Annotated in this window: 27 protein-coding genes; 16 read left to right on the forward strand and 11 right to left on the reverse strand. The window is 38.7% G+C overall.

Going from position 1 to position 26,509, the window contains the following annotated elements:
- Position 1: 1 nt before the first annotated feature.
- From MWU78_RS00730 to MWU78_RS00755, 6 genes are all read right to left on the reverse strand, one after another.
- A complete protein-coding gene (locus MWU78_RS00730; RefSeq protein ID WP_246994041.1) occupies positions 2-1,159 on the reverse strand; it encodes a methionine aminotransferase in 1,158 nt (385 codons plus the stop codon).
- A gap of 30 nt (positions 1,160-1,189) precedes the next feature.
- Positions 1,190-1,663 carry a very short patch repair endonuclease gene (locus tag MWU78_RS00735; RefSeq protein ID WP_246994043.1) on the reverse strand — a complete coding sequence of 158 codons (474 nt, stop codon included), beginning with the start codon at positions 1,661-1,663 and terminating at the stop codon, positions 1,190-1,192.
- A gap of 103 nt (positions 1,664-1,766) precedes the next feature.
- Positions 1,767-2,513 carry a succinate dehydrogenase/fumarate reductase iron-sulfur subunit gene (locus tag MWU78_RS00740; RefSeq protein ID WP_246994045.1) on the reverse strand — a complete coding sequence of 249 codons (747 nt, stop codon included), beginning with the start codon at positions 2,511-2,513 and terminating at the stop codon, positions 1,767-1,769.
- Positions 2,514-2,551: 38 nt separating this feature from the next.
- A complete protein-coding gene (locus MWU78_RS00745) occupies positions 2,552-2,929 on the reverse strand; it encodes a four helix bundle protein (protein ID WP_246994047.1) in 378 nt (125 codons plus the stop codon).
- A 31-nt stretch (positions 2,930-2,960) separates the two neighbouring features.
- Positions 2,961-4,976 (reverse strand): fumarate reductase/succinate dehydrogenase flavoprotein subunit, encoded by a 2,016-nt coding sequence (locus tag MWU78_RS00750; RefSeq protein WP_246994049.1) that lies wholly within the window; start codon positions 4,974-4,976, stop codon positions 2,961-2,963.
- A gap of 12 nt (positions 4,977-4,988) precedes the next feature.
- Complete coding sequence (locus MWU78_RS00755; protein WP_246994051.1) at positions 4,989-5,666, reverse strand: succinate dehydrogenase cytochrome b subunit; 678 nt, start codon at positions 5,664-5,666, stop codon at positions 4,989-4,991.
- Between the two features lie 389 nt (positions 5,667-6,055).
- Between MWU78_RS00755 and MWU78_RS00760 the strand changes: the two genes are divergently transcribed.
- Complete coding sequence (locus MWU78_RS00760) at positions 6,056-6,421, forward strand: hypothetical protein (RefSeq protein WP_246994053.1); 366 nt, start codon at positions 6,056-6,058, stop codon at positions 6,419-6,421.
- Between the two features lie 76 nt (positions 6,422-6,497).
- Here the strand turns inward: MWU78_RS00760 and MWU78_RS00765 are convergent, their stop codons facing one another.
- Entirely contained in the window at positions 6,498-8,219 is a 1,722-nt protein-coding gene (locus MWU78_RS00765; RefSeq protein ID WP_246994055.1) for a M28 family peptidase, read from the reverse strand.
- A 199-nt stretch (positions 8,220-8,418) separates the two neighbouring features.
- Between MWU78_RS00765 and MWU78_RS00770 the strand changes: the two genes are divergently transcribed.
- On the forward strand, positions 8,419-9,717 hold the full coding sequence (locus MWU78_RS00770; RefSeq protein WP_246994057.1) for an aminopeptidase P N-terminal domain-containing protein: 1,299 nt from the start codon (positions 8,419-8,421) through the stop codon (positions 9,715-9,717).
- 258 nt (positions 9,718-9,975) lie between these two features.
- Positions 9,976-10,878 carry a sugar phosphate isomerase/epimerase family protein gene (locus tag MWU78_RS00775; protein WP_246994059.1) on the forward strand — a complete coding sequence of 301 codons (903 nt, stop codon included), beginning with the start codon at positions 9,976-9,978 and terminating at the stop codon, positions 10,876-10,878.
- Positions 10,879-10,936: 58 nt separating this feature from the next.
- On the opposite strand, the gene MWU78_RS00780 is transcribed toward MWU78_RS00775, so the two are convergent.
- Complete coding sequence (locus MWU78_RS00780; RefSeq protein ID WP_348647048.1) at positions 10,937-11,893, reverse strand: branched-chain amino acid transport system II carrier protein; 957 nt, start codon at positions 11,891-11,893, stop codon at positions 10,937-10,939.
- Positions 11,851-12,210 carry a branched-chain amino acid transport system II carrier protein gene (locus MWU78_RS22530; protein ID WP_348647049.1) on the reverse strand — a complete coding sequence of 120 codons (360 nt, stop codon included), beginning with the start codon at positions 12,208-12,210 and terminating at the stop codon, positions 11,851-11,853. Before MWU78_RS22530 ends, MWU78_RS00780 begins: the two co-directional genes overlap by 43 nt.
- 266 nt (positions 12,211-12,476) lie before the next feature.
- On the opposite strand from MWU78_RS22530, the gene MWU78_RS00785 reads away from it, so the two are divergent.
- On the forward strand, positions 12,477-12,728 hold the full coding sequence (locus MWU78_RS00785; protein ID WP_246994061.1) for a hypothetical protein: 252 nt from the start codon (positions 12,477-12,479) through the stop codon (positions 12,726-12,728).
- A gap of 180 nt (positions 12,729-12,908) precedes the next feature.
- Here the strand turns inward: MWU78_RS00785 and thiL are convergent, their stop codons facing one another.
- Together thiL and MWU78_RS00795 are read right to left on the reverse strand one after the other, a co-directional pair.
- Positions 12,909-13,952: a thiamine-phosphate kinase gene (thiL, locus tag MWU78_RS00790; protein ID WP_246994064.1), complete on the reverse strand. Its 1,044-nt coding sequence runs from the start codon at positions 13,950-13,952 to the stop codon at positions 12,909-12,911.
- A 150-nt stretch (positions 13,953-14,102) separates the two neighbouring features.
- Positions 14,103-15,557, reverse strand: a complete 1,455-nt coding sequence (locus tag MWU78_RS00795; protein WP_246994066.1) for a Gfo/Idh/MocA family oxidoreductase — start codon at positions 15,555-15,557, stop codon at positions 14,103-14,105.
- 314 nt (positions 15,558-15,871) lie between these two features.
- Between MWU78_RS00795 and MWU78_RS00800 the strand changes: the two genes are divergently transcribed.
- From MWU78_RS00800 to MWU78_RS00855, 12 genes are all read left to right on the forward strand, one after another.
- Positions 15,872-17,098 (forward strand): choice-of-anchor B family protein, encoded by a 1,227-nt coding sequence (locus tag MWU78_RS00800; protein ID WP_246994068.1) that lies wholly within the window; start codon positions 15,872-15,874, stop codon positions 17,096-17,098.
- Positions 17,099-17,101: 3 nt separating this feature from the next.
- Positions 17,102-18,445, forward strand: a complete 1,344-nt coding sequence (locus tag MWU78_RS00805; RefSeq protein WP_246994070.1) for a hypothetical protein — start codon at positions 17,102-17,104, stop codon at positions 18,443-18,445.
- 244 nt (positions 18,446-18,689) lie between these two features.
- Positions 18,690-18,896: a hypothetical protein gene (locus MWU78_RS00810; RefSeq protein ID WP_187582316.1), complete on the forward strand. Its 207-nt coding sequence runs from the start codon at positions 18,690-18,692 to the stop codon at positions 18,894-18,896.
- Positions 18,897-19,100: 204 nt separating this feature from the next.
- Complete coding sequence (locus MWU78_RS00815; RefSeq protein WP_103439097.1) at positions 19,101-19,430, forward strand: iron-sulfur cluster assembly accessory protein; 330 nt, start codon at positions 19,101-19,103, stop codon at positions 19,428-19,430.
- A gap of 98 nt (positions 19,431-19,528) precedes the next feature.
- Positions 19,529-20,974, forward strand: coding sequence for a Fe-S cluster assembly protein SufB (sufB, locus tag MWU78_RS00820; RefSeq protein ID WP_246994072.1), 1,446 nt, complete (start codon positions 19,529-19,531; stop codon positions 20,972-20,974).
- A gap of 153 nt (positions 20,975-21,127) precedes the next feature.
- Positions 21,128-21,880 carry a Fe-S cluster assembly ATPase SufC gene (gene sufC, locus MWU78_RS00825; protein ID WP_246994073.1) on the forward strand — a complete coding sequence of 251 codons (753 nt, stop codon included), beginning with the start codon at positions 21,128-21,130 and terminating at the stop codon, positions 21,878-21,880.
- Between the two features lie 25 nt (positions 21,881-21,905).
- A complete protein-coding gene (locus MWU78_RS00830) occupies positions 21,906-22,295 on the forward strand; it encodes a four helix bundle protein (protein ID WP_246994076.1) in 390 nt (129 codons plus the stop codon).
- 58 nt (positions 22,296-22,353) lie between these two features.
- The gene (sufD, locus tag MWU78_RS00835) at positions 22,354-23,670 is read left to right on the forward strand and encodes a Fe-S cluster assembly protein SufD (RefSeq protein ID WP_246994077.1); all 1,317 of its coding nucleotides are present in this window, start codon (positions 22,354-22,356) and stop codon (positions 23,668-23,670) included.
- Between the two features lie 42 nt (positions 23,671-23,712).
- Positions 23,713-24,939, forward strand: coding sequence for a cysteine desulfurase (locus MWU78_RS00840; RefSeq protein ID WP_246994079.1), 1,227 nt, complete (start codon positions 23,713-23,715; stop codon positions 24,937-24,939).
- Between the two features lie 106 nt (positions 24,940-25,045).
- On the forward strand, positions 25,046-25,468 hold the full coding sequence (locus tag MWU78_RS00845; protein ID WP_246994081.1) for a SufE family protein: 423 nt from the start codon (positions 25,046-25,048) through the stop codon (positions 25,466-25,468).
- Positions 25,469-25,531: 63 nt separating this feature from the next.
- The gene (locus MWU78_RS00850; RefSeq protein WP_246994082.1) at positions 25,532-25,864 is read left to right on the forward strand and encodes an SUF system Fe-S cluster assembly protein; all 333 of its coding nucleotides are present in this window, start codon (positions 25,532-25,534) and stop codon (positions 25,862-25,864) included.
- 93 nt (positions 25,865-25,957) lie between these two features.
- Positions 25,958-26,461, forward strand: coding sequence for a DUF2480 family protein (locus MWU78_RS00855; RefSeq protein ID WP_246994083.1), 504 nt, complete (start codon positions 25,958-25,960; stop codon positions 26,459-26,461).
- The last annotated feature ends 48 nt before the right edge of the window (positions 26,462-26,509 follow it).

Genomic DNA, 26,509 nt, shown 5'->3' on the forward strand with positions numbered 1-26,509 from the left:
ATTACAGCTTGCGGAGAATTGAGGTGGCTTTTTCCAAGGTATCGTTGGTCTTGGCGAAACAGAATCGCACAAGGTGTTTGTCCATTCCCGTGGTATTAAACCCTGAAATGGGAATACTGGCTATTTGGTATTCCTTGACCAAACGTTCTGCAAAGACCTTATCCGGTTCAAGGGTAATGTTACTAAAATCCACCAATTGAAAGTAGGTGCCCTGGCAGGGGTGTATTTTAAATCTTGAATTGCTTAATCCGGAAAGAAAAAGGTCGCGCTTATCCTCATAAAATCTGTTGAGACTGAGATAGTGTTCAGGTTCCTTTAAATAGGTGGCCAAAGCTTTTTGAACGGCATGGTCAGCACTAAATACGTTAAACTGATGGGTTTTGCGAAATTCGTGCATTAATTCGGCCGGGCCTGCGCAGTATCCCATTTTCCAACCAGTAATATGAAATGTTTTTCCAAAGGAACCACATACAAAGGTGCGGGAGGCAAGGTCGTCAAATTTTGAAGCGCTTTCATGCTCAAGGCCATCAAAGACAATATGCTCGTATACTTCATCACTAATGACAATTATATCAGTTTTTTCAAGACTTTGCTGTAATTGAAGCATATCTTCTTTGGAGAATATGGTGCCACTAGGATTGTGAGGAGTATTAATTATTACCATTTTGGTTTTGGAGGTAATCTTGGAACGAAATGCCTCCCAATCTATCTTAAAATCGCTATTGTTGAGTTGAACAAATACTGGGATACCCCCATTCACCTCTATGGCGGGCTCATAACAGTCGTATGCCGGCTTAATGACTATTACCTCATCACCATGGCCTATAAATGCCGTAATGATGGTAAAAATAGCCTGAGTAGCACCAATTGTTATTGTTATTTCATTATCTGGATTATAATGCCTACCATATAATTGCTCAATCTTCTTTGAAATCTCTTCCCGAAGTTCCAAAACACCTGCCATAGGGGCATATTGATTGTATCCCTGTTTCATGGCATTCGTCACCAAATTGATCAAGTTTATGTCAGGTTCAAAATTGGGAAAGCCTTGGGAGAGATTTATGGCGTTGTGTTTTTGTGCCAATTGTCCCATGGTCGTAAAGATCGTGGTCTTTACGTTCGGAAGCTTGGAGGATATTTTGTGTTTATAATTGGCCATTTGGGAGTAGTTATAAGTGCTGCATTTAGATTAGGATTGCTGAGATTGTAAATGGGTAATTACTTGATCTAGGCATTCATCCAATTCTTTTTTAATTTCACGCTCCCAAAATCGGAATACGGTATAGCCCAAATGTTGGAGTTCTAGGTTTACTTCTTTATCCCGTTGAATATTACGCTCAATTTTTGGGATCCAGAATTCTTTATTGGTTTTAATTTTATGTTTCCGCTCTTCCCAATTATACCCGTGCCAATATTCGCCATCAATGAAGATTGCGGTTTTATATTTATTTAGGACGATATCTGGTTTGCCTATCAATTTCCTATAATCTATTCTATATCTATATCCTGCCGCCCATAGTGCTTTTCTAAATTTTATTTCGGGAATGGTGTTTTTGCCTCTGATCTTTCCCATAATCTTAGAACGTTCAGGGGTGGTATAAAAACCGGACTCTTCATTGAAACGCGGGACTATTATCCGCTCTTCCTTATATTCCTTGTTCATATTTAAAGATACTGGAATTTTGGGATCTGGGTAAACAAAAACCCCATTCCTAAAAGAGAATGGGGTCTAATTTTGTGAACCACAAATTATATTTTGATCGGGACTATCCTTTCATGCTGGCTTTTAAGAACTCACGATTCATACGGGCAATGTTTTCCAAGGAAATTCCTTTAGGACATTCTACTTCACAAGCCCCCGTATTGGTACAGTTTCCAAATCCTTCCAAATCCATTTGCGCAACCATATTTTTAACACGATCCGTAGCTTCTACCTGTCCTTGTGGCAATAAAGCGTATTGGGATACCTTAGCCCCAACAAACAACATAGCGGAGGAGTTTTTACAACTAGCTACGCATGCACCACAACCAATACAAGTAGCAGCATCCATGGCCGTATCGGCTGCATGCTTATCTATGGGAATGGCATTTGCATCCTGGGTATTTCCGGAGGTGTTGACGGAAATAAAACCACCGGCCTGTTGAATACGTTCAAAAGAACTGCGATCTATTACCAAATCTTTGATGACAGGAAACGCCTTGGCCCTAAACGGCTCAATAGTAATGGTGTCACCATCCTTGAACATGCGCATATGCAGCTGACAGGTAGTAACCCCTCTATCCGGACCATGGGCTTCCCCATTGATGTACATAGAGCACATACCACAAATACCTTCGCGACAGTCATGGTCAAAAGCAACAGGTTCTTCGCCTTTGTTGGTGAGCTGTTCGTTTAAAACATCCATCATTTCAAGGAAGGACATGTGTTCTGAAATCTCAGTCACCTTATATTGGACCATTTTACCTTTGTCCTGTGGTCCTTTCTGTCTCCAAATTTTTAATGTAAGATTCATTCTTATAGTTTATTAGCCAAAAAGCCAATAGGCATTAGTTATTTGTCTATCGATTTAATGAAGGCGTTTAACATTTTACTTTCTTCGGTTATTATACCTTGTATTTTATTATAACTATTGGTTGATATAAAATTTAATTCTTTAGCTATTATTATTTGAGTTTCCAATTCGAACAAGGACCCTCTGGAAATTTTTAAAAATTGAATATAATTCTTTGTGTAATTTCGACCCCATCCCTCGGCAATATTTGAAGGTATTGATATAGAGGAACGTTTGATTTGACTTTGTAATCCGAAAATTTCGTCATTTGGTATTTCTTGGCATAATAAATAGGTCTCTTTAACTATATCTATTCCTTTTTGCCAAATTAGTAAATCTTTATACGATCTTACATCATTCATGTGGGCAATCTCCATTTATATTTGGCTTATGCCTATTGTCTTTTGCCTATTTGTAGCTTCTTTGTTTTAATTCTATATCCTTAAATTCCAATTGTTCCTTGTGTAAAACGGCGTCTGAAGGTTCTCCTTTATATTCCCAAGCAGCCACAAAAGCATAATCTTCATCGTTACGTTTTGCCTCTCCTTTTTGCTCTCCATCAATCTCCACAGACTCTTCACGGAAATGTCCTCCACAAGACTCCTCTCGCATCAAGGCATCCTTGGCGAACAATTCTCCCAATTCCAAGAAATCTGCCACTCTTCCCGCTTTCTCCAATTCCGGATTCATCTCATTTGCCGAGCCAGGAACTTTTACTTCTTTATAAAACTCTTCGCGAATAGCCTTAATTTCTGCAATGGCTTCCTTTAGGTCTTTAGCGTTACGCGACATACCACATTTGTCCCACATTACTTTACCTAAACGTTTATGGAAATAATCTACCGAATGGCTTCCTTTATTGTTGACAAAGAAATTAATTCTTTCGGTTACTTCTTTTTCCGCTGTGTCAAATTCGGGAGAGTCCGTTGGAATTTTACCAGTCCTAATTTCATGGGAAAGGTAATCACCTATCGTGTACGGTAGTACAAAATAACCATCGGCCAAGCCTTGCATTAATGCAGATGCTCCCAAACGGTTGGCACCGTGATCGGAGAAATTGGCCTCTCCAATACAATACAATCCCTCTACTGTAGTCATTAGGTTGTAATCTACCCAAACACCGCCCATGGTATAGTGGGTTGCAGGATAGATCATCATTGGGGTCTTATATGGATTTTCATCTACGATTTTTTCGTACATCTGAAATAGGTTACCATATTTTTCCTCTACTACTGCTTCGCCCAATGCGGTAATTTTTTCTTTGGAAGCATTTTGAATTCCTTGAATTTTAGCTTGTTCCAATCCGTATCTTTCAATAGCGGATTTAAAATCCAGATACACTGCTTCCCCAGTGGCGTTAACACCGTAACCGGCATCACATCTTTCTTTGGCTGCTCTGGAAGCAACGTCACGTGGCACCAAGTTTCCAAAGGCAGGATATCTTCTTTCCAAATAATAGTCCCTTTGTTCCTCGCTCAATTGGGTAGGTTTTAATTTTCCTTCCCTAATGGCCAATACATCTTCCATATTTTTGGGGACCCAAATACGTCCGTCGTTTCTCAATGACTCGGACATTAAGGTCAATTTGGATTGATAGTCTCCCGAGCGTGGGATACAGGTAGGGTGAATTTGGGTATAACATGGGTTTGCGAAAAAGGCACCCTTTTTATGTATTTTCCAAGCTGCGGTAGCGTTAGATCCCATGGCATTGGTAGAAAGGAAATATACATTTCCATAACCGCCGGATGCAATTACTACTGCGTGTGCGGAATGGCGTTCTATTTCACCAGTAACCAAGTTGCGCGCTATAATTCCTCGTGCCTTGCCATCTACCTTTACAACATCCAGCATTTCGTGCCTGTTGTACATTTCTATTTTCCCACGGGCAATCTGTCTGTTCATGGCAGAATAAGCCCCTAGCAATAATTGTTGCCCTGTTTGTCCTTTAGCGTAAAACGTACGGGAAACCAAAACACCACCAAAAGAACGGTTGTCCAATAATCCGCCATAATCCCGAGCAAAAGGCACCCCTTGTGCTACACATTGATCAATGATATTGGCCGAAACCTCTGCCAAACGATATACGTTGGCCTCGCGTGAACGGTAATCCCCTCCCTTTACAGTGTCGTAAAACAGGCGATAGGTAGAATCCCCATCCCCTTGATAATTTTTAGCTGCGTTTATTCCTCCTTGTGCGGCGATGGAATGTGCCCTACGTGGGGAATCCTGATAACAGAATGCTTTTACCCTATAACCAAGCTCCGCCAGGGTTGCTGCAGCAGAACCTCCTGCAAGACCTGTACCAACAACAATAACATCGATGTTTCGTTTATTGGCAGGATTTACTAAGTTTATTTTATCCTTATAGGTCGTCCATTTATCCTTTAATGGGCCTTTTGGTACTTTAGAATCCAATACAGACATAGAATTGTATTATTAATGGTTAAAATGGTGAAAAAGTGCAATGAAAATAAATCCTAGCGGAATTAAAACAGCGTAAACCTTTCCAAATCCTTTTAACCCTTTTGTATATTTATTATTGGCACCAACAGATTGAAACGCTGAACTAAAGCCGTGAAGTAGGTGCAATGAAAGAAAAACAAACCCTAAACAATAAAGGGCAACCCTCCAAATAGGTTCAAATTTATGGGTAAGTTCTTCGTAATAACGATAGCCTTCCCCATCGGCTAAAAGTCCCGACATATCTCCTTGAATATATTTAGTATTGATTTCGGGAAACCAGAAATCCAAGAAATGAATAACTAGGAATACAAGGATAAAGCCGCCGCTCCATATCATATTCCTACTCATCCAAGTAGAATTGGCCGCGCCATTGTTTTTGGCATAATTAATGGCACGCGCTTTCCTGTTTTTTATTTCCAGAACAAATCCCATCGCAAAATGATAGATGACCCCAAATAACAGCACTGGTTGCAATGCGTATTGTATTAGGGCATTGGTGCCCATAAAATGTGAGGTTTCATTAAAAGTATCCGGACTTAAAACGGATAGGATATTAATGGCAAAATGTTGAAGGATAAAAATCATTAAGAAAAAGGCGGAAAGGGCCATGGTGTACTTCCTGCCTATTGAAGAGTTTAAAAATCCACTCATTGGTTATTTGTTTTGATTGCAAATTTACTCTAGAATCGAGTTATTAACAAACTTTGTTGAATTTATGTACAGTATTTAGAACCAATTTAAAGAATTCCATAATTATAGTTCATAAATAACAGGAAAATCTTTTCGGTCAAACTATAAAAAATGTTGAACTAAGTAAGACTTTTTTGGATTTATGTTCTATAAAAAGATAATAGTCAGTGAGTTATATTTTCTTAACTAGGTGTTTGGAAAGATTTTATAGGTGTATGAATTGATCTTGGCCACTGTAATTTTAGAAGGTTTTTTCTTACATTATTTTATTAAACTGTTTGCTGTGACTATACTTTTATTGGTTTCCTGGCGTTAGAATCTAACTCAACTGTAAAAATCAAGATGACTGCATGGTAATCTGGAAATCCTGGACTTTGAATATAAAATTCTCTTTAATTGCATTTTTTGTAACCGCAATACTAGGTCTACTAAGCATGGGTGCATTGGGAGGAATATTATATTACCCCGTCTCTTTCCTTTTTGAACCTTATCCTAATATAAACGATTGGCATGGAGATTGGGTGTGGCCAACCGTTATTATGGTTGGCATGTTATGGTCCTTCGGTTTTGTATTTGCGGCTGTGGCCTGGTATTACTTCAATAAAATATCTGATTCCAAAGTGATGCTTATTTCCGTATATGTGGCCATACTTTGGTTATGGGCGGCCTTACTCTGGACAGGGATGATCATGGTCAATATAGATCAATTAACCTAGCTGTTTCGCGCATAAATCGACCAAAGACAATTTATGATTTTGATTTTTTAAAACACTATGGAATATTCCGGCAGCATCATTTCGTCAATTCCGAAACAAAAATTTTGCACTGGGATTCAATAATGGACTGCGCCTGTAAAATGGCCTTGTCCAAAATTACCGTATTCTCCGGTGAGGCCAAGTCCCTAGTGGAAGTAATGGCTTTTAAATACCAATCCTCCCAAGCTTTTATTATATCCACCTCATTTTCCACAGGTTTACCGGCATTTACGGATTTCTCACTGAGTAAAAATTCCTCAGCAAGACGTGTGGTAGCAGCTTCTTTTACTATTTCAACAATATCCATGGCCGTGTAGGAATCACCGTTTACTAAGGTCAATGCACTGGCCAAGGCGGCTATACTCACATTTTTAAGTGTTTCTTGAGATACCTTATCCATTCTATCGCTATCGGTATGATAAAACTGATCGGTAAAATGCCATAGCAATAATCCGGGTATATGGCTGTCCAAAAATGGGGTATGATCACTGCCCCCTTCATAAGGATTGGTATTTACCGTCCATTGTGCAGCTTTCCCTTGATTCATGAAGGTATGGATTATATAGTCGTTTAGGTAATGGGGTTTCATATCCTCCAAGGTGAGCAGTTTACCACCCCATTCCGTATGCTTATCTTTTCCTCTGGTCCAAATGGCACTGGGATCTGGCATTTTTTCGATCAAAAACGAACCTCCGGTAATGGCTGTATTTTCACCTACCATATCCAGACTAAGTCCCCATTTAACAGTTGCTGCCCTTTTCTCGTTTTCTTGGAGATACCTTTTTGTGGATATAATTTCATCTCCCCAGAGGAAGGTCATTGTTCGGTGAGCATCAATACCGCCTTTTTTAATTAATTTGGCGGCCATGGAAGCAATTTCCAATTGCGCTCCCACTCCGCTAGCATTATCATTGGCACCTGGTTCCTGTATATGGGCACTAAACACGATACGCTCCTCAGGTATTTCCGATCCCTTTATGTTGGCTACGACAGTCAGTTCTTCAGAAGGATACATTTTACTGGAAATATTCACTTTGGCAAATACTTTTCCTTTTTCCAAAGCCGCTTTCAACTTCTCTTTGGCCTGGTAGGACAGGGCTATACCCCAGGTATTTTTTGAATCATAAGGCAAACTTCTGAATTGAATGGAATTTACGTTTTTCTCTGGTTGCAAATACGCGGGATTATCATAGCTAACTATTCCCAATGCACCCTTTTTTAAAACACCTTCCTTGTAAATTTCAATGATATTGAGTTCCGTAAAAATAATTTTACCTCTTACCGAAACCCTTTGGAGTTCATCTAAATTCTTTACAAATATTATTTCAGCGGTGGTTCCATTTTTAGGGGTCGAAGTTGAATTTTGATATACCATGTTTCTATTTGAAGCATAGGATAGCAATGGTTCATTAATACCAACAAGGCTAAGTTCCGCATCCACAATTTCCCATGTGGGAAGTTCCAAGGGTCTGTTTTCTATTCTGTAGGTAAAACGATCGGTATTGGATGCATTATCCTCCAAGACATAACCTGCGGCCTCCAGGCCATCGGCAATTTTATAAATACTTTTGTTAAAACCTTCATTGCCCACCACGCGCCAAAACTGTTCAACGAAAGCAGTAGTCTCGTAGGCAAGCTCCCCAGTTATGTTACTCCTAAGGATATTTAAATAGTCATTTGTTGTAACTGCTGAATTTTTTACCTGGCCCCAACTTAGGGTAACCGCACTTAGAAATAAAAGAACTAGATTTTTGGTCATAACAATAGACAATATTTTAGGGTATTTACATGTGATGGAGAACTATTTTTTGCACCACTTTTTGCACCACAAAATGATGGAACGAAGATAGGCTATTTTGGAATTTAAGGCCAAGGTGCAGCTGTGTTTAAAAATGATTTTATTCTAAGTGGGGCTTTGCACTTGCTATTTATTAAATTTGTCTGCAAAACAATAAATAATGAAATATCAGCAAATAGATAACGCCTTGTTTATTAAGAACCGCAAGAAATTTATGGCCCAGATGAAGCCAAGGAGTATTGCCGTTTTTAATTCTAACGACATATATCCAATTGGTGCCGATAGCACCATGCCCTTTGAACAGAACAGGGACTTATTTTATTTAAGCGGAGCCGATCAAGAGGAAACCATTTTGTTATTGTTCCCGGATGCTGTGGACGAAAAGCACAGAGAGGTTTTATTTGTAAGGGAGACCAATGCACATATTGCGGTTTGGGAAGGGGAAAAGTTGACCAAGGAAAAGGCTACGGAAGTATCTGGAATTGAAAAGGTATATTGGTTGACCGATTTTGATAAGATTTTCTTTGATCTAATGACCGAAACGGAAACCGTATACTTTAATACAAACGAACATTACCGCCAGGCGGTAGAGACCCAAACAAGGGAAGATCGTTTTATTTTAAAGTGTAAGCAAGATTTTCCGGCACACCAATGGGCCAAAAGCAGTCCAATATTGCAGGAAATAAGGGGCGTAAAGGAACCAGAGGAAATTGCTATTATGCAAACGGCCTGTAATATCACTGAAAAAGGATTTAGACGCTTATTGCATTTTGTTAAACCCGGAGTTTGGGAACATGAGATTGAGGCGGAGCTCTTGCACGAATTTATCCGTAATAGGTCCAAGGGATTTGCCTATACACCAATAATTGCTTCCGGTAATAATGCCAATGTACTGCATTATATAGAAAATAACCGCGAATGTAAGGACGGGGATATGTTATTGATGGATGTTGCGGCAGAGTACGCCAACTATTCCAGCGACCTTACCCGTACAATTCCAGTGAACGGTAAGTTTACCCCAAGGCAGAAAGCGGTTTATGAAGCTGTGCTGCGGGTTAAGAACGATGCCACTGCTATGCTGGTGCCCGGAACCATGTGGGCTGAATACCATAAAGAGGTAGGTAAGTTAATGACCTCCGAACTTTTGGGATTGGGGTTATTGGACAAGGCCGATGTTCAAAATGAGGATAAGGATTGGCCGGCCTATAAAAAGTACTTTATGCACGGTACCAGCCATCATATTGGCTTAAATACCCACGACTACGGGGCACTTAAAACGCCGATGGTGGCCAATATGGTTTATACCGTGGAGCCTGGAATCTATATTCCGGATGAAAATATGGGCATTAGGTTGGAAGATGATGTGGTTATCCAAGAAAAAGGGGCTCCTTTTAACCTTATGGGTAATATTCCTATTGAGGTGGGGGAGATTGAAGAATTAATGAATGCCAAGAAATAGCAATAAAATTGTTGGCGCAGGAATAGGTAAATTGTTTACATTCTAAATGCCGAGTACACTATTTGATGAATCCCCGACGGCTCAGCCTCGGGGATTTCTTTTTGGCTTAAATAATTATCTGTTGTCGGGAAGGGCTAATTATTGGTTATTAATTTAAATTCAGATAACTTCACTTATGTGACGGTATAGGTTTTAATGTAATTCATTACCGGATCCTTGGAAATATTTATTTTTTCGAACCCAAAATTGATTATAGATATGGATAATAAAAGAAGAAATATTATTAGGACTCTTGCAATCGCTCCATTTTTGATGGGCATGCGTAGCCTCATGGCGAGCCCTAAAATGGTTGCAATGGCTAAAAATAGATTACAATATAGTGTCAATGCATATTCCTTTAATTCATTGTTGAAAAAGGGTGAAATGACATTTTTTGATATGATGGAATATGCCGCAAGTATCGGTTTAGATTCTGTGGACTTGACGGGATATTATTTTTCTTCATATCCTGAACCACCTTTAAATAGTGAACTTTTTCAATTAAAGCACAAAGCATTGGAACTTGGACTGAATATTGCTTGGACCGGCATAAGAAATGATTTTGTTAACCCTGATGCTGAATCACGTAAAGCCGATAGTGCTATGATCAGCGAGTGGTTGGACGTTTCGTCAAGTTTAGGAGCGACAATCATGAGGGTTTTTACGGGTAAACACAATCATGATGGATTTTCTAAAAACGAAGTAAAAAAGTGGCTTGTGGATGAGTACAAAACCTGTGCTAAATATGGTGAGGAAAAAGGTGTCATAGTAGCATTGCAAAATCACAATGAATTTTTATTCACAAGTGAGGAAATTATTGACATAATTAAAAGGGTCGACTCCGAATGGTTTGGTCTAATTCTGGATATAGGTAGCCTCCATGCTGAAAACCCTTATGATGAAATTGAAAAGCTGGCTCCTTATGCCAATTATTGGTTTATTAAAGAACATGTATACCCAAATGGAATCAAAACCCCGGTTGACATGAAGAAAATTGCCAAAATAATAAATAATCAAGGTTATCAGGGGCATATTTCGTTTGAAAGCCTTTCCGATGGCGACCCGAAAGAAATTATTGCTTCAATGTTTAATTCGTTTAAAGCAGAGTATAAAAAACTATAGATTATTAAGTTAATCAATCATAATTATTGTAGTAATCAATTGGTACTAAGGTGCTGCATTAACTACCCCGCCTTTTTTCCATTACATTGGATATCATAAAAGTTGCCCCAGCTGGCAAAACCCATCCCAATCGGTATTCACTTAGGGGAATCCAGGAAAAGATTTTCTTGTTGGGTGCTAAATCACCCATGCTTCCCAAAAAATCGGGAACACTGAAAATCACTGTGGTGATTACCACAGCCTTAAAGACCATTGGTGAGGCCAATTTCTCCGGGACAACGTTCAGGAGTATTAATATGATAGTGATGGGGTAAATAAACATAAGGGCGGGAAAGGCTACCGTGATAATATACGCCACATTAAATTGTCCCATAACAATCCCGAGAAGGCAACCGAGTATAGCAGTTAAGAGGTAGGCATGTCTTTTATTGGGGAGTTGGTCCTTTATAAAATCGGAAGTTCCTGTCACAATACCTACGGCAGTCGTAAAACAGGCCAGACTAACCAATAAGCTTAAAAAAATATTGGCGTTGTTGCCCAAGGTTATTTTGCTTATTCCTGAAAGCAATTCTATTCTGGTGATGCCGGATTCAAAATTATTATGGTTCAAGGATCCCATAAGGATAAGGCCCACGTATATAATAAAGAGACTTAGACCGGCCAACCATGCCGCATTGCGGACCAAAGTTTTTTTGTCTTTATAGGACGCATTAGACTTTAGGTTGATAGAGACAATGATTACACCCCCAACTACAATGGCCCCAATAGCATCAAAGGTTTGATATCCTTCCAAAATACCAGCACTGAACGGACTGACCATTGCAGTATCCCCAAAATTGAATTCCAGGGAGAATATGGTTACCCCTATAATCATCACCAATATTAAAATAATTGCGGGAGTAAGTCCTTTTCCTAGCACGTCCAATAATTTGGAACGGTTTATAACGAAAACAAAAACCAAGGAAAAGTAGATTATACTGGTGACAAGAGCAGAAGTATTAAAGAAGGGTTGCACTGCAATTTCATGGGTAACGGCTGCGGTACGGGGGAAGGCAGACTAATGGAAATGGCATAAATTAGGATGGAATAAACCAGACTAAATTTAGGGGAGACTTTTTTACCAAAGTCGTATATGGTCCCCTGTAATTTGGCATGGCCCAAAATTCCCAATATGGGTATTAGAACAGCGGATAATGCAAAACCTAGAGCTACCAGCCACCACCAACTTCCGGACTGAAACCCCAAAAGTGGCGGGAGGATCAAATTCCCTGCTCCAAAGAATAAGGAGAATAATGCAAAAGAAGTAACAAGGGTTTCCTTGGTGTTCGGCATTTATGGCAATTTTAAGCGAAAGATAGTTTAAAAACCGATCAGTTTAAATGGGCATTTGGACACAGTATTAGCGCAGTTGGTCGAAAAAATTAAGTTTTACTAAAAAAAAACGAAAAAAAAACAGGTTGTACCCAATAAAAGGAAGGGTGTTGGCGTTAATTATCTGAAAGTCATTTAGTAAGTGACGATCACCAATTAACCCTAAGTTTAATTTTTGCATTTTACGGTCCCTAAACCTTACCAATGCCACCCTTAAAACCTGCATTATGAAGAAAGTTATCACAGATTATGGAACAAGACTCAGCGCATTTTGCTGCAGCATTTTCGGACACCATTATTCAGTATCCAAAAAGGTTACCTTGCACATCAAGGAATATCAATGTGTACACTGTGGTAAGGAGGTGACTACGGATGTTAGTGGTAATCTTTCCGCTTTAACTCCGGAATTACAGGACATCAACAATACTTTACAAGATATTTATCAGAAAAGACATAGGGCCACACAACAGGTAGCCTAAACTATGCTTTGGCAAATGAATTCCGACTTTAAACGGTATAGGAGTTTTTGAAGTTATTCCCGTAAATTATAAGAATGCCCATATTCTTGGCTGTCCTGCGCCCCACGACAGTTAAGTAAGGAACGTCCTTTATTTTCGGGAATTCTTTTTTACCGACGTATTAAATTTGCTTACATTCCTCTATTTGAAAGAATTCCAACCTTGAGCGGTAATAGGAATTTTGGTATTGCTCCTGGAAATCAAATTAACACCTTCGTTTTTATCGGTCATATGTCCCACTACCGTGAAATGGGGATTTCCTTTTATTTTTAGAAAATCTTTCTGATCTATAGTGAATAAAAGCTCGTAATCTTCACCCCCACTTAGGGCTACCAGGGTGCTGTCCAATTTAAATTCTTCACATGCCGAAATTACCGTTGGATCCAACGGAATTTTGTCTTCGAATAAATTGCATCCCACTTCACTTTTATCGCATAAATGTAAAATTTCAGAGGAAAGTCCATCACTAATATCGATCATGGATGTAGGGCGGATTTCGAGTTTCTCCAACAAGTCTTTAACATCCCTTCGGGCCTCAGGTTTTAATTGTCGTTCCACAATATAGGTGTAAGGGGAAAGATCGGGTTGATTGTTTGGATTTACTTTGAAAACTTCCTTTTCCCTTTCCAGTACCTGTAGCCCACAATAGGCAGCACCTAAATCCCCTGAAACTACTAAAAGATCATTTGGTTTGGCCCCGCTACGGTAAACAATGTTTTCTTCCACAGCTTCGCCAATAACGGTTACGCTTACCAACATTCCTTTGGTGGAGGAGGTGGTATCTCCACCCACTAGGTCTATTTTGTAGATTTCGCAGGCAAGGGCCACTCCGCTATAAAATTCTTCCAGGGCTTCCAGAGGAAATCTATTGGAAACGGCAATGGAAACTGTTATTTGGGTAGCTGTTGCGTTCATGGCGTAGATGTCGGATAAGTTTACCATGACGGATTTATAGCCCAAGTGTTTTAAGGGCATATAGCTTAGGTCGAAATGTACGCCCTCTATCAATAAATCTGTAGATATTATAACCTTCTTGTCCTTAAAATCCAACACAGCGGCATCATCACCAATACCTTTAAGGGTAGATTTATGCTGTAAGGTAAAATCTTTGGTAAGATGTTTTATCAGTTCAAACTCTCCCAATTGATCTAATCCGGTCTTTTCTTGATTCTTATCTTCTATCATGCCGCAAAAATAAGGAGTATATCCATTATATCCTTTTTTTGGACTAAATAAAGAATCTATAAGTAAACAAATAAAACGCCGGACCTAAATAAGTATTCTTAATGATACTTACTAAGTTCGGCGTTTTAGATCAAATTATAATCAAAAGGTCTATCCCACAGAATATCCCGCTCTATAATTGCGTTTTACGTACTTGTTGGCAGCCTCAAAGTTGGTAACCCTCATGTTTTCTGCATCCCATAGCAATCGTTTTCTTCCATTGTATTTTGAGCCTCCCCAGAAGCTGCCTTTATCGGCACTTGGGTCTACTTCAAAATAGGCCTTAAGAGCCAAGTTGCCAATCAGGATACTTTCGGTAAAAGGACCGGCATAATCGAATGAAGAGCTGGTTTCGGCATTGCCATAACCAGCCATACAGGCGTTAACCCATTGTAGATAGTGGCCTTCCGGAACTCTCGCAATAGTTTCTGCAACTTCAAATTGTTCGTTTAACGATAAAGGAAGTAGTCTTGGGTTGGCACCATAACAGTCAGCCAATAATTTACCTTTGGAACCAATAAATAGTACTCCGCCATCCCAGTTGCCCAAAGCTTCGTCATCGCCCATTTCATCTGGTCTTTCCGGTAGAAGTCCACCATCCATCCAAGTAACCTTTACATTCCCTTTGCCATCGGTTCTTGGATAGCTCAGGTGTATTTTACTTGAATTTGGGAAACTCTTTGGGTAATCGGCTGTTTCAAATTTCCCTTTAAAGGAATCTGAAACACTACATTCAACCTGGTTAGGATAAAGTATAGGCAGTATTCGGTATACGGGATCCATTATGTGGCAGGCCATATCTCCAAGTGCACCTGTTCCAAAATCGGACCAACCCCTCCAATCAAAAGGAAGGTAAGCATCGTTATAATCCCGCATTTCGGCTGTACCTAACCAAAGGTCCCAATTTAACCCTTTGGGAATTTTATCTTTTTTGGTTGGTGTTTGAAGTGCTTGTGGCCAAATAGCCCTATTGGTCCAACATTTTACGGTGTGTACATCTCCTATGATACCTGTGTCATAAAGTTCCTTCATTTTTCGTACGCCATCACCAGAGCCACCTTGGTTCCCCATTTGGGTAACGACCTTGAATTTTTTTGCTGCTTCGGTAAGCATTCTAGCCTCCCAGATATCGTGTGTTAAAGGTTTTTGAACGTAGACATGCTTGCCCATTGACATGGCCATATAAGCGGCAACGGCATGATTGTGATCTGGAGTAGATACCGAAACGGCATCAATATTGTCCTTTTCATTTTCCAACATTTTCCTAAAATCGGCATAGTATTTTGCCTTTGGGAAAGATTTTCTGGATTCTACGGCCTGTCTGTCATCCACATCACAAAGCCCTACTATATTAACATTGGGGCTTTCTGCAAAGGATGCTATATCACTTCTACCCTTACCGCCTGCACCAATGCCGGCAATATTTAGTTTGTCACTTGGGGCAACATAACCCGGACCTCCCAATACATGTCTTGGTACGATCATAAATCCGGCAGTTGCCAAGCCGGTACCTTTAATAAAATCTCTTCGTGAATTGTTACTAAATGCGGTCTTTTTTTTGGACATAATTTTTGAAAGTTTTCTGTTTTTTAAAATGGATTTGAATTTAAATTAATTTTTTGTAATCGGCATTAATATGACATAATATATTTTCCGAATATTTTGTTAATTTATCAAAATTCTACCCCTAGCCCTATTAAAACCTTATTTGGTTAATGGATTTTTGGGCCAATATTCAAGAATATGCCAATTTTCTTTATTGTTGATAGGCAAATATATTGATCTTAGAAACCTATTAATCAATCAATTTTTGCTTAAATATTAACTGGAATTGTGGATCAACATCAATAAGAGTTCGTAATTTTATAAAAAGGAAAGCCATGTCTAAAGTCATTAGTTTTATTATCATAAGCCTCTTGGCCGTTGGGTGTTCCAAAAATTCGGATTCAGAGGAAATCCCAACAGATGGGCCAGTTGTGAATGTAAAAGGGACGCCTTGTTTAAATGGCAAAGCAGGGATTTATCCCTGCAAGGGTTATGATTTAATGGGGCAGGTGTCTTTGGAAACATTGGGTTCAAGTGGAGCTAATGATATATGGGGGTGGACGGACCTGACCAATAATAAGGAATATGCTATAATTGGTCTTAGAAATGGTGTAGGTTTTGTGGACATCACGGATGGTTATAATCCCATTTATTTGGGAAAATTACCAACCGCTACGGTGAATAGTGGATGGCGTGATATAAAAGTATATAAAAATCACGCATTTATAGTTTCAGAGGCGGAAGGCCATGGTATGCAGGTGTTTGATCTTGAGAAACTAAGGAATGTTACTAATTCTCCAGAGACATTTTCAGCAGATGCACGGTATACTGGATTTGGGAATTGTCATAATATTGCCATTAATGAGGATACAGGCTTTGCCTATGCGGTTGGCACTGCACGGGACGATATATACAATGGGGGAGTACACTTTATTAATATCCAGGACCCAAAGAATCCGTTGGGTTCTGGAGGTTATGGCGCTTCAGGCTATACTCACGATGGGCAGGTTTTAACCTATAGTGGGCCGGATCTAAATTTCACTGGAAAGGAAGTCTTTGTTGGAGCAAATGAGGATCATGTGGTATTAGTGGATGTTTCCAATAAAGCTGATCCTCAAGAAATTTCCACAATGACCTATAGTAATTTTGCCTATACCCATCAAGGGTGGTTTACACAGGACCAAAGATATTTTATCCTGGGTGATGAATTGGACGAAGTTAATTTTGGATTCTCAACAAGGACTTTGGTTTTCGATTTCACTGATTTAGCAGCACCTCTCCTTCATCATGTTTATTTAGGGACAACAAGTGCAGTTGATCATAATGGCTATGTTAAGGGGGATGAATTTTTCCTTTCGAACTATACTGCAGGAGTTCGTGTATTGGATATTTCGGGAATCACGAATAAATCCATTTCCGAAGTAGGTTTCTTTGATACTTATCCGTCGGATAATAAGACCGACTTTAACGGGGTATGGAGCGTATATCCCTTTTTTCCCAGTAATAAAATTGTTATTAGCGATATTAATTCGGGACTTTTTGTAATTAAAAAATCAAATTGAACAATGAAGAAAATTGCCATAATAATGTTTTGTTTTTGTGCACTTTCTTGCTCGAATAACGACGAGGAAACCAAGTATGGGTTGAACAAATCAGTTTTTTTAGGGGAGCTGGAATGGGTAAAAAGTTTTGGAGGTTCCCTTGACGATACAGCTCAGGCCATTATTTCAACGAATGATGGCGGATATGCCATTTTAGGATTTTCAAATAGTATTGATGGGGACATTAACGACAAGGCATTGGAGGATAATGATTATTGGATGTTAAAATTGGACCGAGAAGGTATTTTGCAATGGAGCAGGACATATGGCGGAAGTTTGGATGATATTGGTAAAAATATTGTTCAAACAGCGGATGGGGGTTATGCACTTATAGGATATAGCCAGAGCAGCGATGGGGATGCCAGTAATAATGAAGGTTTTCATGACAATTGGATTCTTAAATTGGATGCCTCTGGAAATATAGAATGGGAGAGAAGTTTCGGATTCTCTGGGCATGATCATTCTTATGATTTGCTACAAACCTCCGATGGGGGTTTCTTTTTCTCGGGGTTTTTGGATATTACAGCGGCTAGATCGGACGGTTATTTGGAAAAGGGCAGCTACTTGACCAGGCATGGGGTTGGTGAATTTTGGGGCACTAAATTGGATGCCCAGGGAAATTTGGAATGGCGGAAGTATTTTGGCGGTACCAACAACGATAGGTCTCACGGGGTAGTGCAGTCCATAGATGGTGGTTTTGTTCTTGCTGGGTTTTCCGAAAGTCAGGATTATGACATTTCCAATTCCAAGGGAAGCTATGATTTTTGGGTTGTAAAGATTTCGAGTGAAGGCAATTTTGTCTGGGAGCGATCTTTTGGTGGGACAGGTATAGAAATAGCCTACGACATAGAGAAAACTATGGATAATGCCTATGTAATTACAGGGAACACGTTTAGTAATGATACTGACGTTTCGAAAAATAATGGCGAATCGGATATCTGGCTTATAAAAATTGATGATAATGGTAGTTTAGTATGGGAAAAAAATTACGGGGGATCTAAGTTTGATGCTGCACAAAGTGTAAGTCTTGCCGGTGATGGAGGTTTTATTATTACAGGAAATTCCAAAAGCAGCGATTTGGACGCTACTTCCAACTTAGGGGAAAACGATATTTGGCTATTAAAGACCAATGCTTCCGGCGAATTGATTTGGCAGAAATCTTATGGGGGTGGTGGTATCGATTTTGGTTTTGATGCCATTGAAACGGCTGATCATGGGATAATTTTAGTTGGAGACTCACAAAGTACAGATTTCATGGATCTACAGCAAAGGGGAAATACCGATGCTATTTTTATTAAAGTTAGGTAGAACAATGGCTGACCGTCTTCAGCGGGTAAAGAAAGCTGGATTCATCAATTATTGTAGGCAAAATTAAGGGTCTATAACAAACTTTTAAATAAAGTCTGGAATAAATCCAATAGAGGATTATATGCTTTCGAAAAAATCGGAATAACTGGGTAAGTTAAATTAAAACTTAACGAATAGCGATTAACTTAAATCATTGTATTCTTGAAGTTATTGGTATATTCGTATAAATTAAAAAAGACATTACATGAAAAAATTTATTATAACAATTTTGGTTTTGGGATTGCCTTTTTTTGCCATTATTTCCTGTAGGGAAACCAAGGAAAAAACTGTGATTATAGAGAAGGAAGTAGAAAAGGATAAAGGTATTCTGGAAAAAGCAGGGGAAAAGGTAGATAAGGAAGTTAATGAGAAAATTGATGATGCTATTGATGAAATTGGTGATGATAATTAGAATACGACCTTAATTATATCTAATTGGATTTTAAAATTGGCCATAAAATTGTGATAAACAATTTTGTTGGCCAATTTTTTTTGAAGGGATTTTTTACAATAGAAAACCCCTATTTGGCTATACGTTATATTAATGTTAGGAAATATGGTAAAACCCTACATATGTACTATATTTGTAAACTATTTAGATTAAATCCAATTAAGAATGATTAAAGTATCTGAAACAGCTAAGCAGAGGGTAATGGCCCTAATGGCCGAAGGAGGCTTTGATGCCAGCAAGGATTATGTGCGGGTAGGCGTTAAAAGCGGAGGCTGCAGTGGTTTGTCCTATGAGCTCGATTTTGATAATAAAACCACTGAAACCGATAAAATTTTCGAGGACAACGCAGTGCGTATTATAGTGGATAAAAAAAGTTTTCTTTATCTGGTAGGTACGGTCCTGGAATATTCCGGGGGACTTAATGGCAAAGGGTTTGTTTTTAATAATCCCAACGCCCAAAGAACTTGCGGTTGTGGAGAGAGTTTCTCTCTCTAATACAACAATGGGGAAATAACAAAATGTACCAATGCTTGCGTTGGAGATGATAAATAATTAGCCAATTGTTGTATTGAACAATTGATAAATTAGGAAGAATGGCATATACAGAGGAAGAATTAAAAAAAGAACTGGAGACCAAGGAGTATGAGTATGGTTTCTATACAGATATAGAATCGGATACGTTTCCCAATGGTTTGAATGAGGAAATTGTAATCGCTATTTCAAAGAAGAAGGAAGAACCGGAATGGATGACCTTATGGAGGTTGGAATCCTTTAAAATCTGGAAGGAAATGGTGGAGCCCGAATGGGCAAATGTTAAATATAAAAAACCTGATTTTCAGGCCATTTCATATTATTCCGCACCTAACAAAAAACCCAAGTATGATAGTTTGGACGAGGTAGATCCAGAATTATTGGACACTTTTAAAAAGTTGGGCATATCCTTGGATGAACAGAAGAAGTTGGCTGGAGTGGCTGTGGATATTGTAATGGATTCCGTTTCTGTAGCCACTACTTTTAAAAAGACGCTTGCCGAAAAAGGAATAATATTCTGTTCTATTTCCGAGGCCATTAAGGAGCACTCTGAACTGGTTAAAAAATATATTGGATCTGTAGTTCCGCAAAAGGACAACTTTTATGCGGCCCTTAACTCAGCGGTTTTTTCGGATGGGTCTTTCTGTTACATTCCAAAGGGAGTACGATGCCCTATGGAACTTTCCACTTATTTTAGAATCAATCAAGCAGGTACTGGACAGTTCGAAAGAACCTTGGTAATTGCAGATGAGGGTAGTTATGTAAGTTATTTGGAAGGATGTACCGCACCTTCCCGTGATGAAAATCAATTGCATGCCGCTGTGGTAGAATTGATTGCTTTGGATGGTGCCGAAATAAAATACTCCACCGTGCAAAATTGGTTCCCTGGAAATAAAGAGGGACTAGGGGGAGTTTTCAATTTTGTAACCAAAAGGGGATTGTGCGAAAAGAATGCTAAAATTTCTTGGACTCAGGTTGAAACTGGTTCGGCCGTTACTTGGAAGTACCCATCATGTATACTTAAAGGAGATAATTCCATAGGGGAATTTTATTCCATTGCCGTAACCAATAATTATCAACAAGCGGATACGGGTACCAAAATGATTCATTTAGGAAAGAATACGAGGAGTACCATTATTTCTAAAGGTATCTCGGCAGGAAAGTCCCAAAATAGTTACCGTGGATTGGTACAGGTAAACAGTAGGGCTGACAATGCCAGGAACTTTTCCCAATGTGATTCCTTGTTAATGGGGAACGAATGTGGCGCACATACCTTTCCTTACATCGAAGTAAAGAATAAAACCGCACAAATAGAACATGAGGCCACTACCAGTAAAATTGGAGAGGACCAGATTTTTTATTGCAACCAGAGGGGGATCAATACGGAAAAGGCAATTGCCTTGATCGTAAACGGCTTCAGTAAGGAAGTGCTTAATAAATTACCAATGGAATTTGCGGTGGAAGCCCAAAAGTTATTGGAAATAAGTCTAGAGGGGTCTGTAGGATAAGGAAAATATTTTCTGACGGCATGTCATCTTTAATAGAGGGCTCCTGTGCCATAGGAAAGAATACTACTACCCGTTTAAAACAACAACATAGAATAAGATTTTAATAAAATGCCGAAGGCGCCCAATTATTTAAAATAATTAGAATTTAGAACAATGCTGAAAATTAACAACTTACACGCTAGAGTAGAGGATAAAGAGATACTAAGGGGAATAAACCTAACGGTGAATGCAGGTGAAGTTCATGCCATTATGGGCCCCAACGGTTCAGGTAAAAGTACCTTGGCGGCTGTAATTGCCGGGAAGGAAGAATTTGAAATTACCGAGGGAGAAATATTTTTGGAAGGTGAAAATCTAGAAGATAATTCACCTGAAGATAGGGCGCATAAAGGAATATTTCTATCCTTTCAGTATCCTGTTGAAATTCCTGGGGTTTCCGTTACAAATTTCATGAAGACCGCCATTAACGAGTCTAGAAAAGCTAAGGGATTGGAAGATATGCCGGCTAAGGATATGTTGAAATTGATTCGTGAGAAGTCGGAAATGTTGGAAATAGACAGAAAATTTTTATCGCGTTCCTTGAATGAAGGTTTTTCCGGAGGTGAGAAAAAAAGGAATGAGATTTTCCAAATGGCCATGTTAGAGCCTAAATTGGCCATTCTGGATGAAACGGATTCCGGTTTAGACATTGATGCCTTGCGTATTGTAGCCAATGGTGTAAATAAATTAAAGAGCAAAGACAATGCGGTAATTGTAATTACCCACTATCAACGTCTTTTGGAATATATAGTACCTGATTTTGTTCATGTATTGCACAACGGAAAGATCGTAAAATCCGGCACTAAAGATCTTGCTCTGGAATTGGAAGAAAAAGGGTACGATTGGTTGAAACAGGAAACTGTGATATAGTTTCAGGTTTAATTAGTTTCTGGTTATGGCGACTATAGTGAGGTTTGAAGATTTGGATATATGGAAAGAAGCAAGAAGTCTAAGCTGTGAAATTATTCAAATTGTAAATGTAACCGAGCTAAAGGGTGATTATAAACTAAGAGACCAAATAAAGGGCTCATCTGGATCTGTGATGGATAATATAGCCGAAGGCTTTGAAAGAGATGGAAATTTGGAATTTAGACAATTTCTTTCAGTGGCTAAAGGATCGGCAGGAGAAGCTAGATCACAAATTTATAGAGTTTATGATTTAGGCTATATTTCAGAGAAAGAAATGATTAGACTAACTGCAGAATATGAAAAATTAAGCAGACGGATTGCAAATTTTATTACTTATTTAAATAAAAAAGACTTTAAGGGCATAAAGTTCAAATAACATTGAACAATAGAAACTTGAAACTGCAAACGTCAGTTTGCTAAACGAGAAACATAAAATGGATTTAAAAGAAAAATTAGTTTCCTCATTTTTGGCATTTGAAAATGGTGTGGATGTAGATAATCCGGTTCATGATATACGAACGGAGGCCATTAAAAATTTTGAGGCAAAGGGGTTTCCTACTAAAAAGGAGGAGGCCTGGAAATATACTTCCTTAAATACACTTCAGAAAATAGATTACAGCATCTTTCCAAAAAAGGAGAACATGTTGGAATACCGGGATGTAAAGAAATATTTTATTCATGAGATAGACACCTTCAAGATTGTCTTTGTCGATGGGGTATATAGTTCTTTTTTATCGGAGACTACCCATGATGGAGTGGATGTATGTCTAATGAGTTCGGCCTTAAACAAGCCCATGTACAAGCAAATAATAGATGTTTATTTTAATAAAATAGCTTCTAAGGACGATTCGTTGACTACTTTGAACACTGCTTTTAGTAAGGAGGGAGCCTATATTTATATTCCCAAAAATAAGATTCCGAAAAAACCGATAGAAATCGTTCATTTTTCTACCGGTAATGAAGCCGCGCTTTTACTGCAGCCGAGAAATTTGATAATTGCGGAGGAAAATGCCGAGTTGCAAATTATTGAGCGTCATCAGAGTTTAACGGCTAATGAAGTGTTTACCAATTCGGTTACCGAGATTTATGCCGCCAAGAATTCCAACGTTGATTACTATAAGGTACAGAACGATTTAACAACTGCCTCCTTAATAGACAATACTTATATTGATCAAAAAGATGGAAGTGTTGTAAAGGTTCATACCTTCTCCTTTGGGGGTAAATTAACCCGAAACAACCTTAATTTCTATCAAAATGGGGAAAGGATAGATTCTACCATGAAAGGGGTTACCATTATTGAGGAAAAACAGCATATAGACCATCACACATTGGTGCATCATATTCAGCCCAACTGTGAAAGCCATCAGGATTATAAAGGGATCTATGGCGAAAATGCGACAGGGGTTTTCAACGGTAAGATTATTGTTGACAAAATTGCCCAAAAGACGAATGCCTTTCAACAGAACAATAACATTCTAATGAGTGATAAGGCTACCATTAATACAAAACCTCAATTGGAAATTTTTGCGGATGATGTAAAATGTTCCCATGGTTGTACCATTGGGCAATTGGATGAGGAGGCCTTATTTTATCTACAGTCACGGGGAATTCCGAAAAAAGAAGCCCGTGCTTTGCTAATGTACGCCTTTGCCAATAACGTTTTGGAAAGTGTACGCATCCCGGAATTAAAGGTTAGGATCAACAAATTAATTGCCAACAAATTGGGCGTTCGTTTAGGATTTGACCTTTAGAAAGTTTCTATTCAACGTAATTCCCAGCATTGAATTTTTACCATGATACAAACTGTTTTCGATATATTGACCATACGTAAGGACTTTCCAATCTTAAATAGGAAAGTAAACGGCTATCCTTTGGTATATCTGGACAATGCTGCTACGTCCCAGACCCCGCAAAAGGTCATAGATGCCATTGTTGAATATTACAGTAACTATAATGCAAATATTCATAGAGGGGTGCATACACTGTCCCAAGAAGCAACAGACGTTTACGAACAGGCAAGGCAGAAGATACAAAAGCATTTTAATGCCGCTAAGTCCCATGAAATTATTTTTACTTCCGGAACAACGCATGGTATAAATTTAGTAGCCAATGGTTTTGCCTCATTTTTAAAAAAAGGTGATGAAATTATAGTTTCCGCATTGGAACACCATTCCAATATTGTTCCTTGGCAAATGCTCTGTGAGCGTACAGGAGCAGTATTGAAAGTAATTCCAATGAGTTTGGACGGAAAATTGGTTATGGAGGAATACCATAAATTACTGTCCCACCGTACAAAATTGGTGTTCTGCAACCATGTTTCAAATGCCTTGGGGACCATTAATCCAATAGAGGAAATTATAGCTGCAGCCCATAACATAGGTGCTGCGGTCCTAATAGATGGTGCTCAGGCCGCACCACATATAAAAGCCGATGTACAGAAATTGGATGTAGATTTTTATGTGGTTTCTGCCCATAAAATGTGCGGTCCTACTGGAGTAGGTATGCTTTACGGCAAAGAGGAGTGGTTGAATAAATTACCACCTTACCAAGGAGGGGGTGAAATGATTGCAGAAGTAACTTTTGAAAAAACTACCTATGCCGATCTTCCCCATAAGTTCGAAGCTGGGACTCCAAATATATGTGGAGGTATTGCCTTTGGTGCCGCTTTGGACTACATGAATGCCATAGGATTTGATGCCATAGCCCAATACGAACACGAGCTTTTGGAATATGCAAGCAAAGAACTTCTAGCCATAGATGGTTTGAAAATATATGGAGACACAAAGGAAAAAACAGCAGTAATTTCTTTTAATATTGAAGGTCTTCATCCTTATGATATTGGGAGTATATTGGATAAACTAGGGGTCGCTGTGAGGACAGGACATCATTGTGCCCAGCCAATCATGGATTTTTATAAAATTCCCGGTACTGTAAGGGCCAGCTTTAGTTTTTATAATACCAAGGAAGAAGTGGATATATTGGTGGCAGGCGTACGGCGGGCAAAAACAATGCTGTCATAACTTCATTTAGTTAATTTTCAATCTTTTAAATAGTTGATATGCAAAATTACTTATTGTATTTTTGCATGGAATTGTTACCATTGTACAATGGGCACAAAATTGGGATATGAGTATAAAAGAAATTCAAGAAGAGATCGTTGATGAGTTCTCTATGTTCGAGGATTGGATGCAGCGCTATGAGTATATGATAGAGCTAGGAAAATCGCTGCCTATGATCAAGGAACAGTATAAAACCGACGATAATATTATTAAGGGCTGTCAGAGTAAAGTTTGGGTACATGCAGAATTGGAAGGTGATAAATTAGTTTTTACCGCGGATAGTGATGCCATTATTACCAAAGGTATCATTGCCATTCTAATAAGGACTTTTAGCAATCAAAAACCTAAGGATATCATTGATGCCGAGACCAGATTCATAGATGAGATTGGATTAAAAGAGCATTTATCACCTACTAGGGCCAACGGTCTGGTTAGTATGATTAAACAATTGAAATTGTATGCTGTTGCATACCAAACACAATTAAATTAATTGGTCTGGCCTTCAGTAAATTGTTGGACAAATCTTTTTTACAGACCATAAACATTTAAAATAATGAGCAAAGAAATAGAAACTATAGACACACAGGAATTGGGAGAAAAGATAGTAAGGGTCCTTAAAACAATTTATGACCCCGAAATACCTGTGGACATTTATGAATTAGGCTTAATTTATGATGTTTTCGTTAATGATGAAAATGAAGTTAAAATCTTAATGACCTTAACTTCACCCAACTGTCCAGTTGCCGAGTCGCTCCCTATGGAGGTAGAGGAAAAGGTAAAGTCTATAGACGAACTAAAGGATGTTGAGGTAGAAATTACTTTTGATCCACCTTGGACTCAGGAATTAATGAGTGAAGAGGCCAAATTGGAACTAGGGATGCTATAGTTCGGGCCTCTTGACCCAACTATTAATTTGTGGAATATTTATATTACAATAATATCTGCCGATTAAATTTGATATTAAAAACCTCAAAAAATTATGTCTGAAATTATAAATCGTGTCTCCCAAAGTAAATTGGTGACCTTTAACCTAGAGGACTTATACCCTAAAGGGAATAGGATACTTATGGATATTAAGGATTGGTTGTACGAGGGTTTAATACTTCGGGAAAAGGAATTTCGGGCCCAATTGGAGGAACATGATTGGAGTGTATATAAAGGTGCATATGTGGCCTTAACCTGCTCTTCGGATGCCATTATCCCGGGTTGGGCATACATGCTTATTTCTACCAAACTGCAACCTTATGCGCAGAAAATAATTATTGGCGATTTGGAGATGTTAGAATCATCCCTTTATCAAACCATATTGGAAAATATGGACGTTTCCGAATATGTGGATAAGCCAGTAATAATCAAGGGCTGCTCCAATAAACCTGTTCCACCCAACGCCTACTTATGGGCCACGACCAAAATTCAGACTGTAGCCAAAAGTGTTATGTACGGGGAAGCTTGTTCTTCTGTACCCTTGTTTAAGGCAAAATAATGATCAATATCGTTCCTTCATTTTATCCAACATTCATTATTTTTGTTT

Origin of the sequence: Arenibacter sp. F26102 (assembly GCF_023015865.1) — a bacterium.
Taxonomy (GTDB): Bacteria; Bacteroidota; Bacteroidia; order Flavobacteriales; family Flavobacteriaceae; genus Arenibacter.

Coding starts and splice junctions, on each gene's coding strand:
- MWU78_RS00730 (WP_246994041.1), bottom strand. CDS start 1,159: ATGGCCAATTATAAACACAAAATATCCTCCAAGCTTCCGAACGTAAAG.
- MWU78_RS00735 (WP_246994043.1), bottom strand. CDS start 1,663: ATGAACAAGGAATATAAGGAAGAGCGGATAATAGTCCCGCGTTTCAAT.
- MWU78_RS00740 (WP_246994045.1), bottom strand. CDS start 2,513: ATGAATCTTACATTAAAAATTTGGAGACAGAAAGGACCACAGGACAAA.
- MWU78_RS00745 (WP_246994047.1), bottom strand. CDS start 2,929: ATGGAGATTGCCCACATGAATGATGTAAGATCGTATAAAGATTTACTA.
- MWU78_RS00750 (WP_246994049.1), bottom strand. CDS start 4,976: ATGTCTGTATTGGATTCTAAAGTACCAAAAGGCCCATTAAAGGATAAA.
- MWU78_RS00755 (WP_246994051.1), bottom strand. CDS start 5,666: ATGAGTGGATTTTTAAACTCTTCAATAGGCAGGAAGTACACCATGGCC.
- MWU78_RS00760 (WP_246994053.1), top strand. CDS start 6,056: ATGGTAATCTGGAAATCCTGGACTTTGAATATAAAATTCTCTTTAATT.
- MWU78_RS00765 (WP_246994055.1), bottom strand. CDS start 8,219: ATGACCAAAAATCTAGTTCTTTTATTTCTAAGTGCGGTTACCCTAAGT.
- MWU78_RS00770 (WP_246994057.1), top strand. CDS start 8,419: ATGAAATATCAGCAAATAGATAACGCCTTGTTTATTAAGAACCGCAAG.
- MWU78_RS00775 (WP_246994059.1), top strand. CDS start 9,976: ATGGATAATAAAAGAAGAAATATTATTAGGACTCTTGCAATCGCTCCA.
- MWU78_RS22530 (WP_348647049.1), bottom strand. CDS start 12,210: ATGCCGAACACCAAGGAAACCCTTGTTACTTCTTTTGCATTATTCTCC.
- MWU78_RS00785 (WP_246994061.1), top strand. CDS start 12,477: ATGAAGAAAGTTATCACAGATTATGGAACAAGACTCAGCGCATTTTGC.
- thiL (WP_246994064.1), bottom strand. CDS start 13,952: ATGATAGAAGATAAGAATCAAGAAAAGACCGGATTAGATCAATTGGGA.
- MWU78_RS00795 (WP_246994066.1), bottom strand. CDS start 15,557: ATGTCCAAAAAAAAGACCGCATTTAGTAACAATTCACGAAGAGATTTT.
- MWU78_RS00800 (WP_246994068.1), top strand. CDS start 15,872: ATGTCTAAAGTCATTAGTTTTATTATCATAAGCCTCTTGGCCGTTGGG.
- MWU78_RS00805 (WP_246994070.1), top strand. CDS start 17,102: ATGAAGAAAATTGCCATAATAATGTTTTGTTTTTGTGCACTTTCTTGC.
- MWU78_RS00810 (WP_187582316.1), top strand. CDS start 18,690: ATGAAAAAATTTATTATAACAATTTTGGTTTTGGGATTGCCTTTTTTT.
- MWU78_RS00815 (WP_103439097.1), top strand. CDS start 19,101: ATGATTAAAGTATCTGAAACAGCTAAGCAGAGGGTAATGGCCCTAATG.
- sufB (WP_246994072.1), top strand. CDS start 19,529: ATGGCATATACAGAGGAAGAATTAAAAAAAGAACTGGAGACCAAGGAG.
- sufC (WP_246994073.1), top strand. CDS start 21,128: ATGCTGAAAATTAACAACTTACACGCTAGAGTAGAGGATAAAGAGATA.
- MWU78_RS00830 (WP_246994076.1), top strand. CDS start 21,906: ATGGCGACTATAGTGAGGTTTGAAGATTTGGATATATGGAAAGAAGCA.
- sufD (WP_246994077.1), top strand. CDS start 22,354: ATGGATTTAAAAGAAAAATTAGTTTCCTCATTTTTGGCATTTGAAAAT.
- MWU78_RS00840 (WP_246994079.1), top strand. CDS start 23,713: ATGATACAAACTGTTTTCGATATATTGACCATACGTAAGGACTTTCCA.
- MWU78_RS00845 (WP_246994081.1), top strand. CDS start 25,046: ATGAGTATAAAAGAAATTCAAGAAGAGATCGTTGATGAGTTCTCTATG.
- MWU78_RS00850 (WP_246994082.1), top strand. CDS start 25,532: ATGAGCAAAGAAATAGAAACTATAGACACACAGGAATTGGGAGAAAAG.
- MWU78_RS00855 (WP_246994083.1), top strand. CDS start 25,958: ATGTCTGAAATTATAAATCGTGTCTCCCAAAGTAAATTGGTGACCTTT.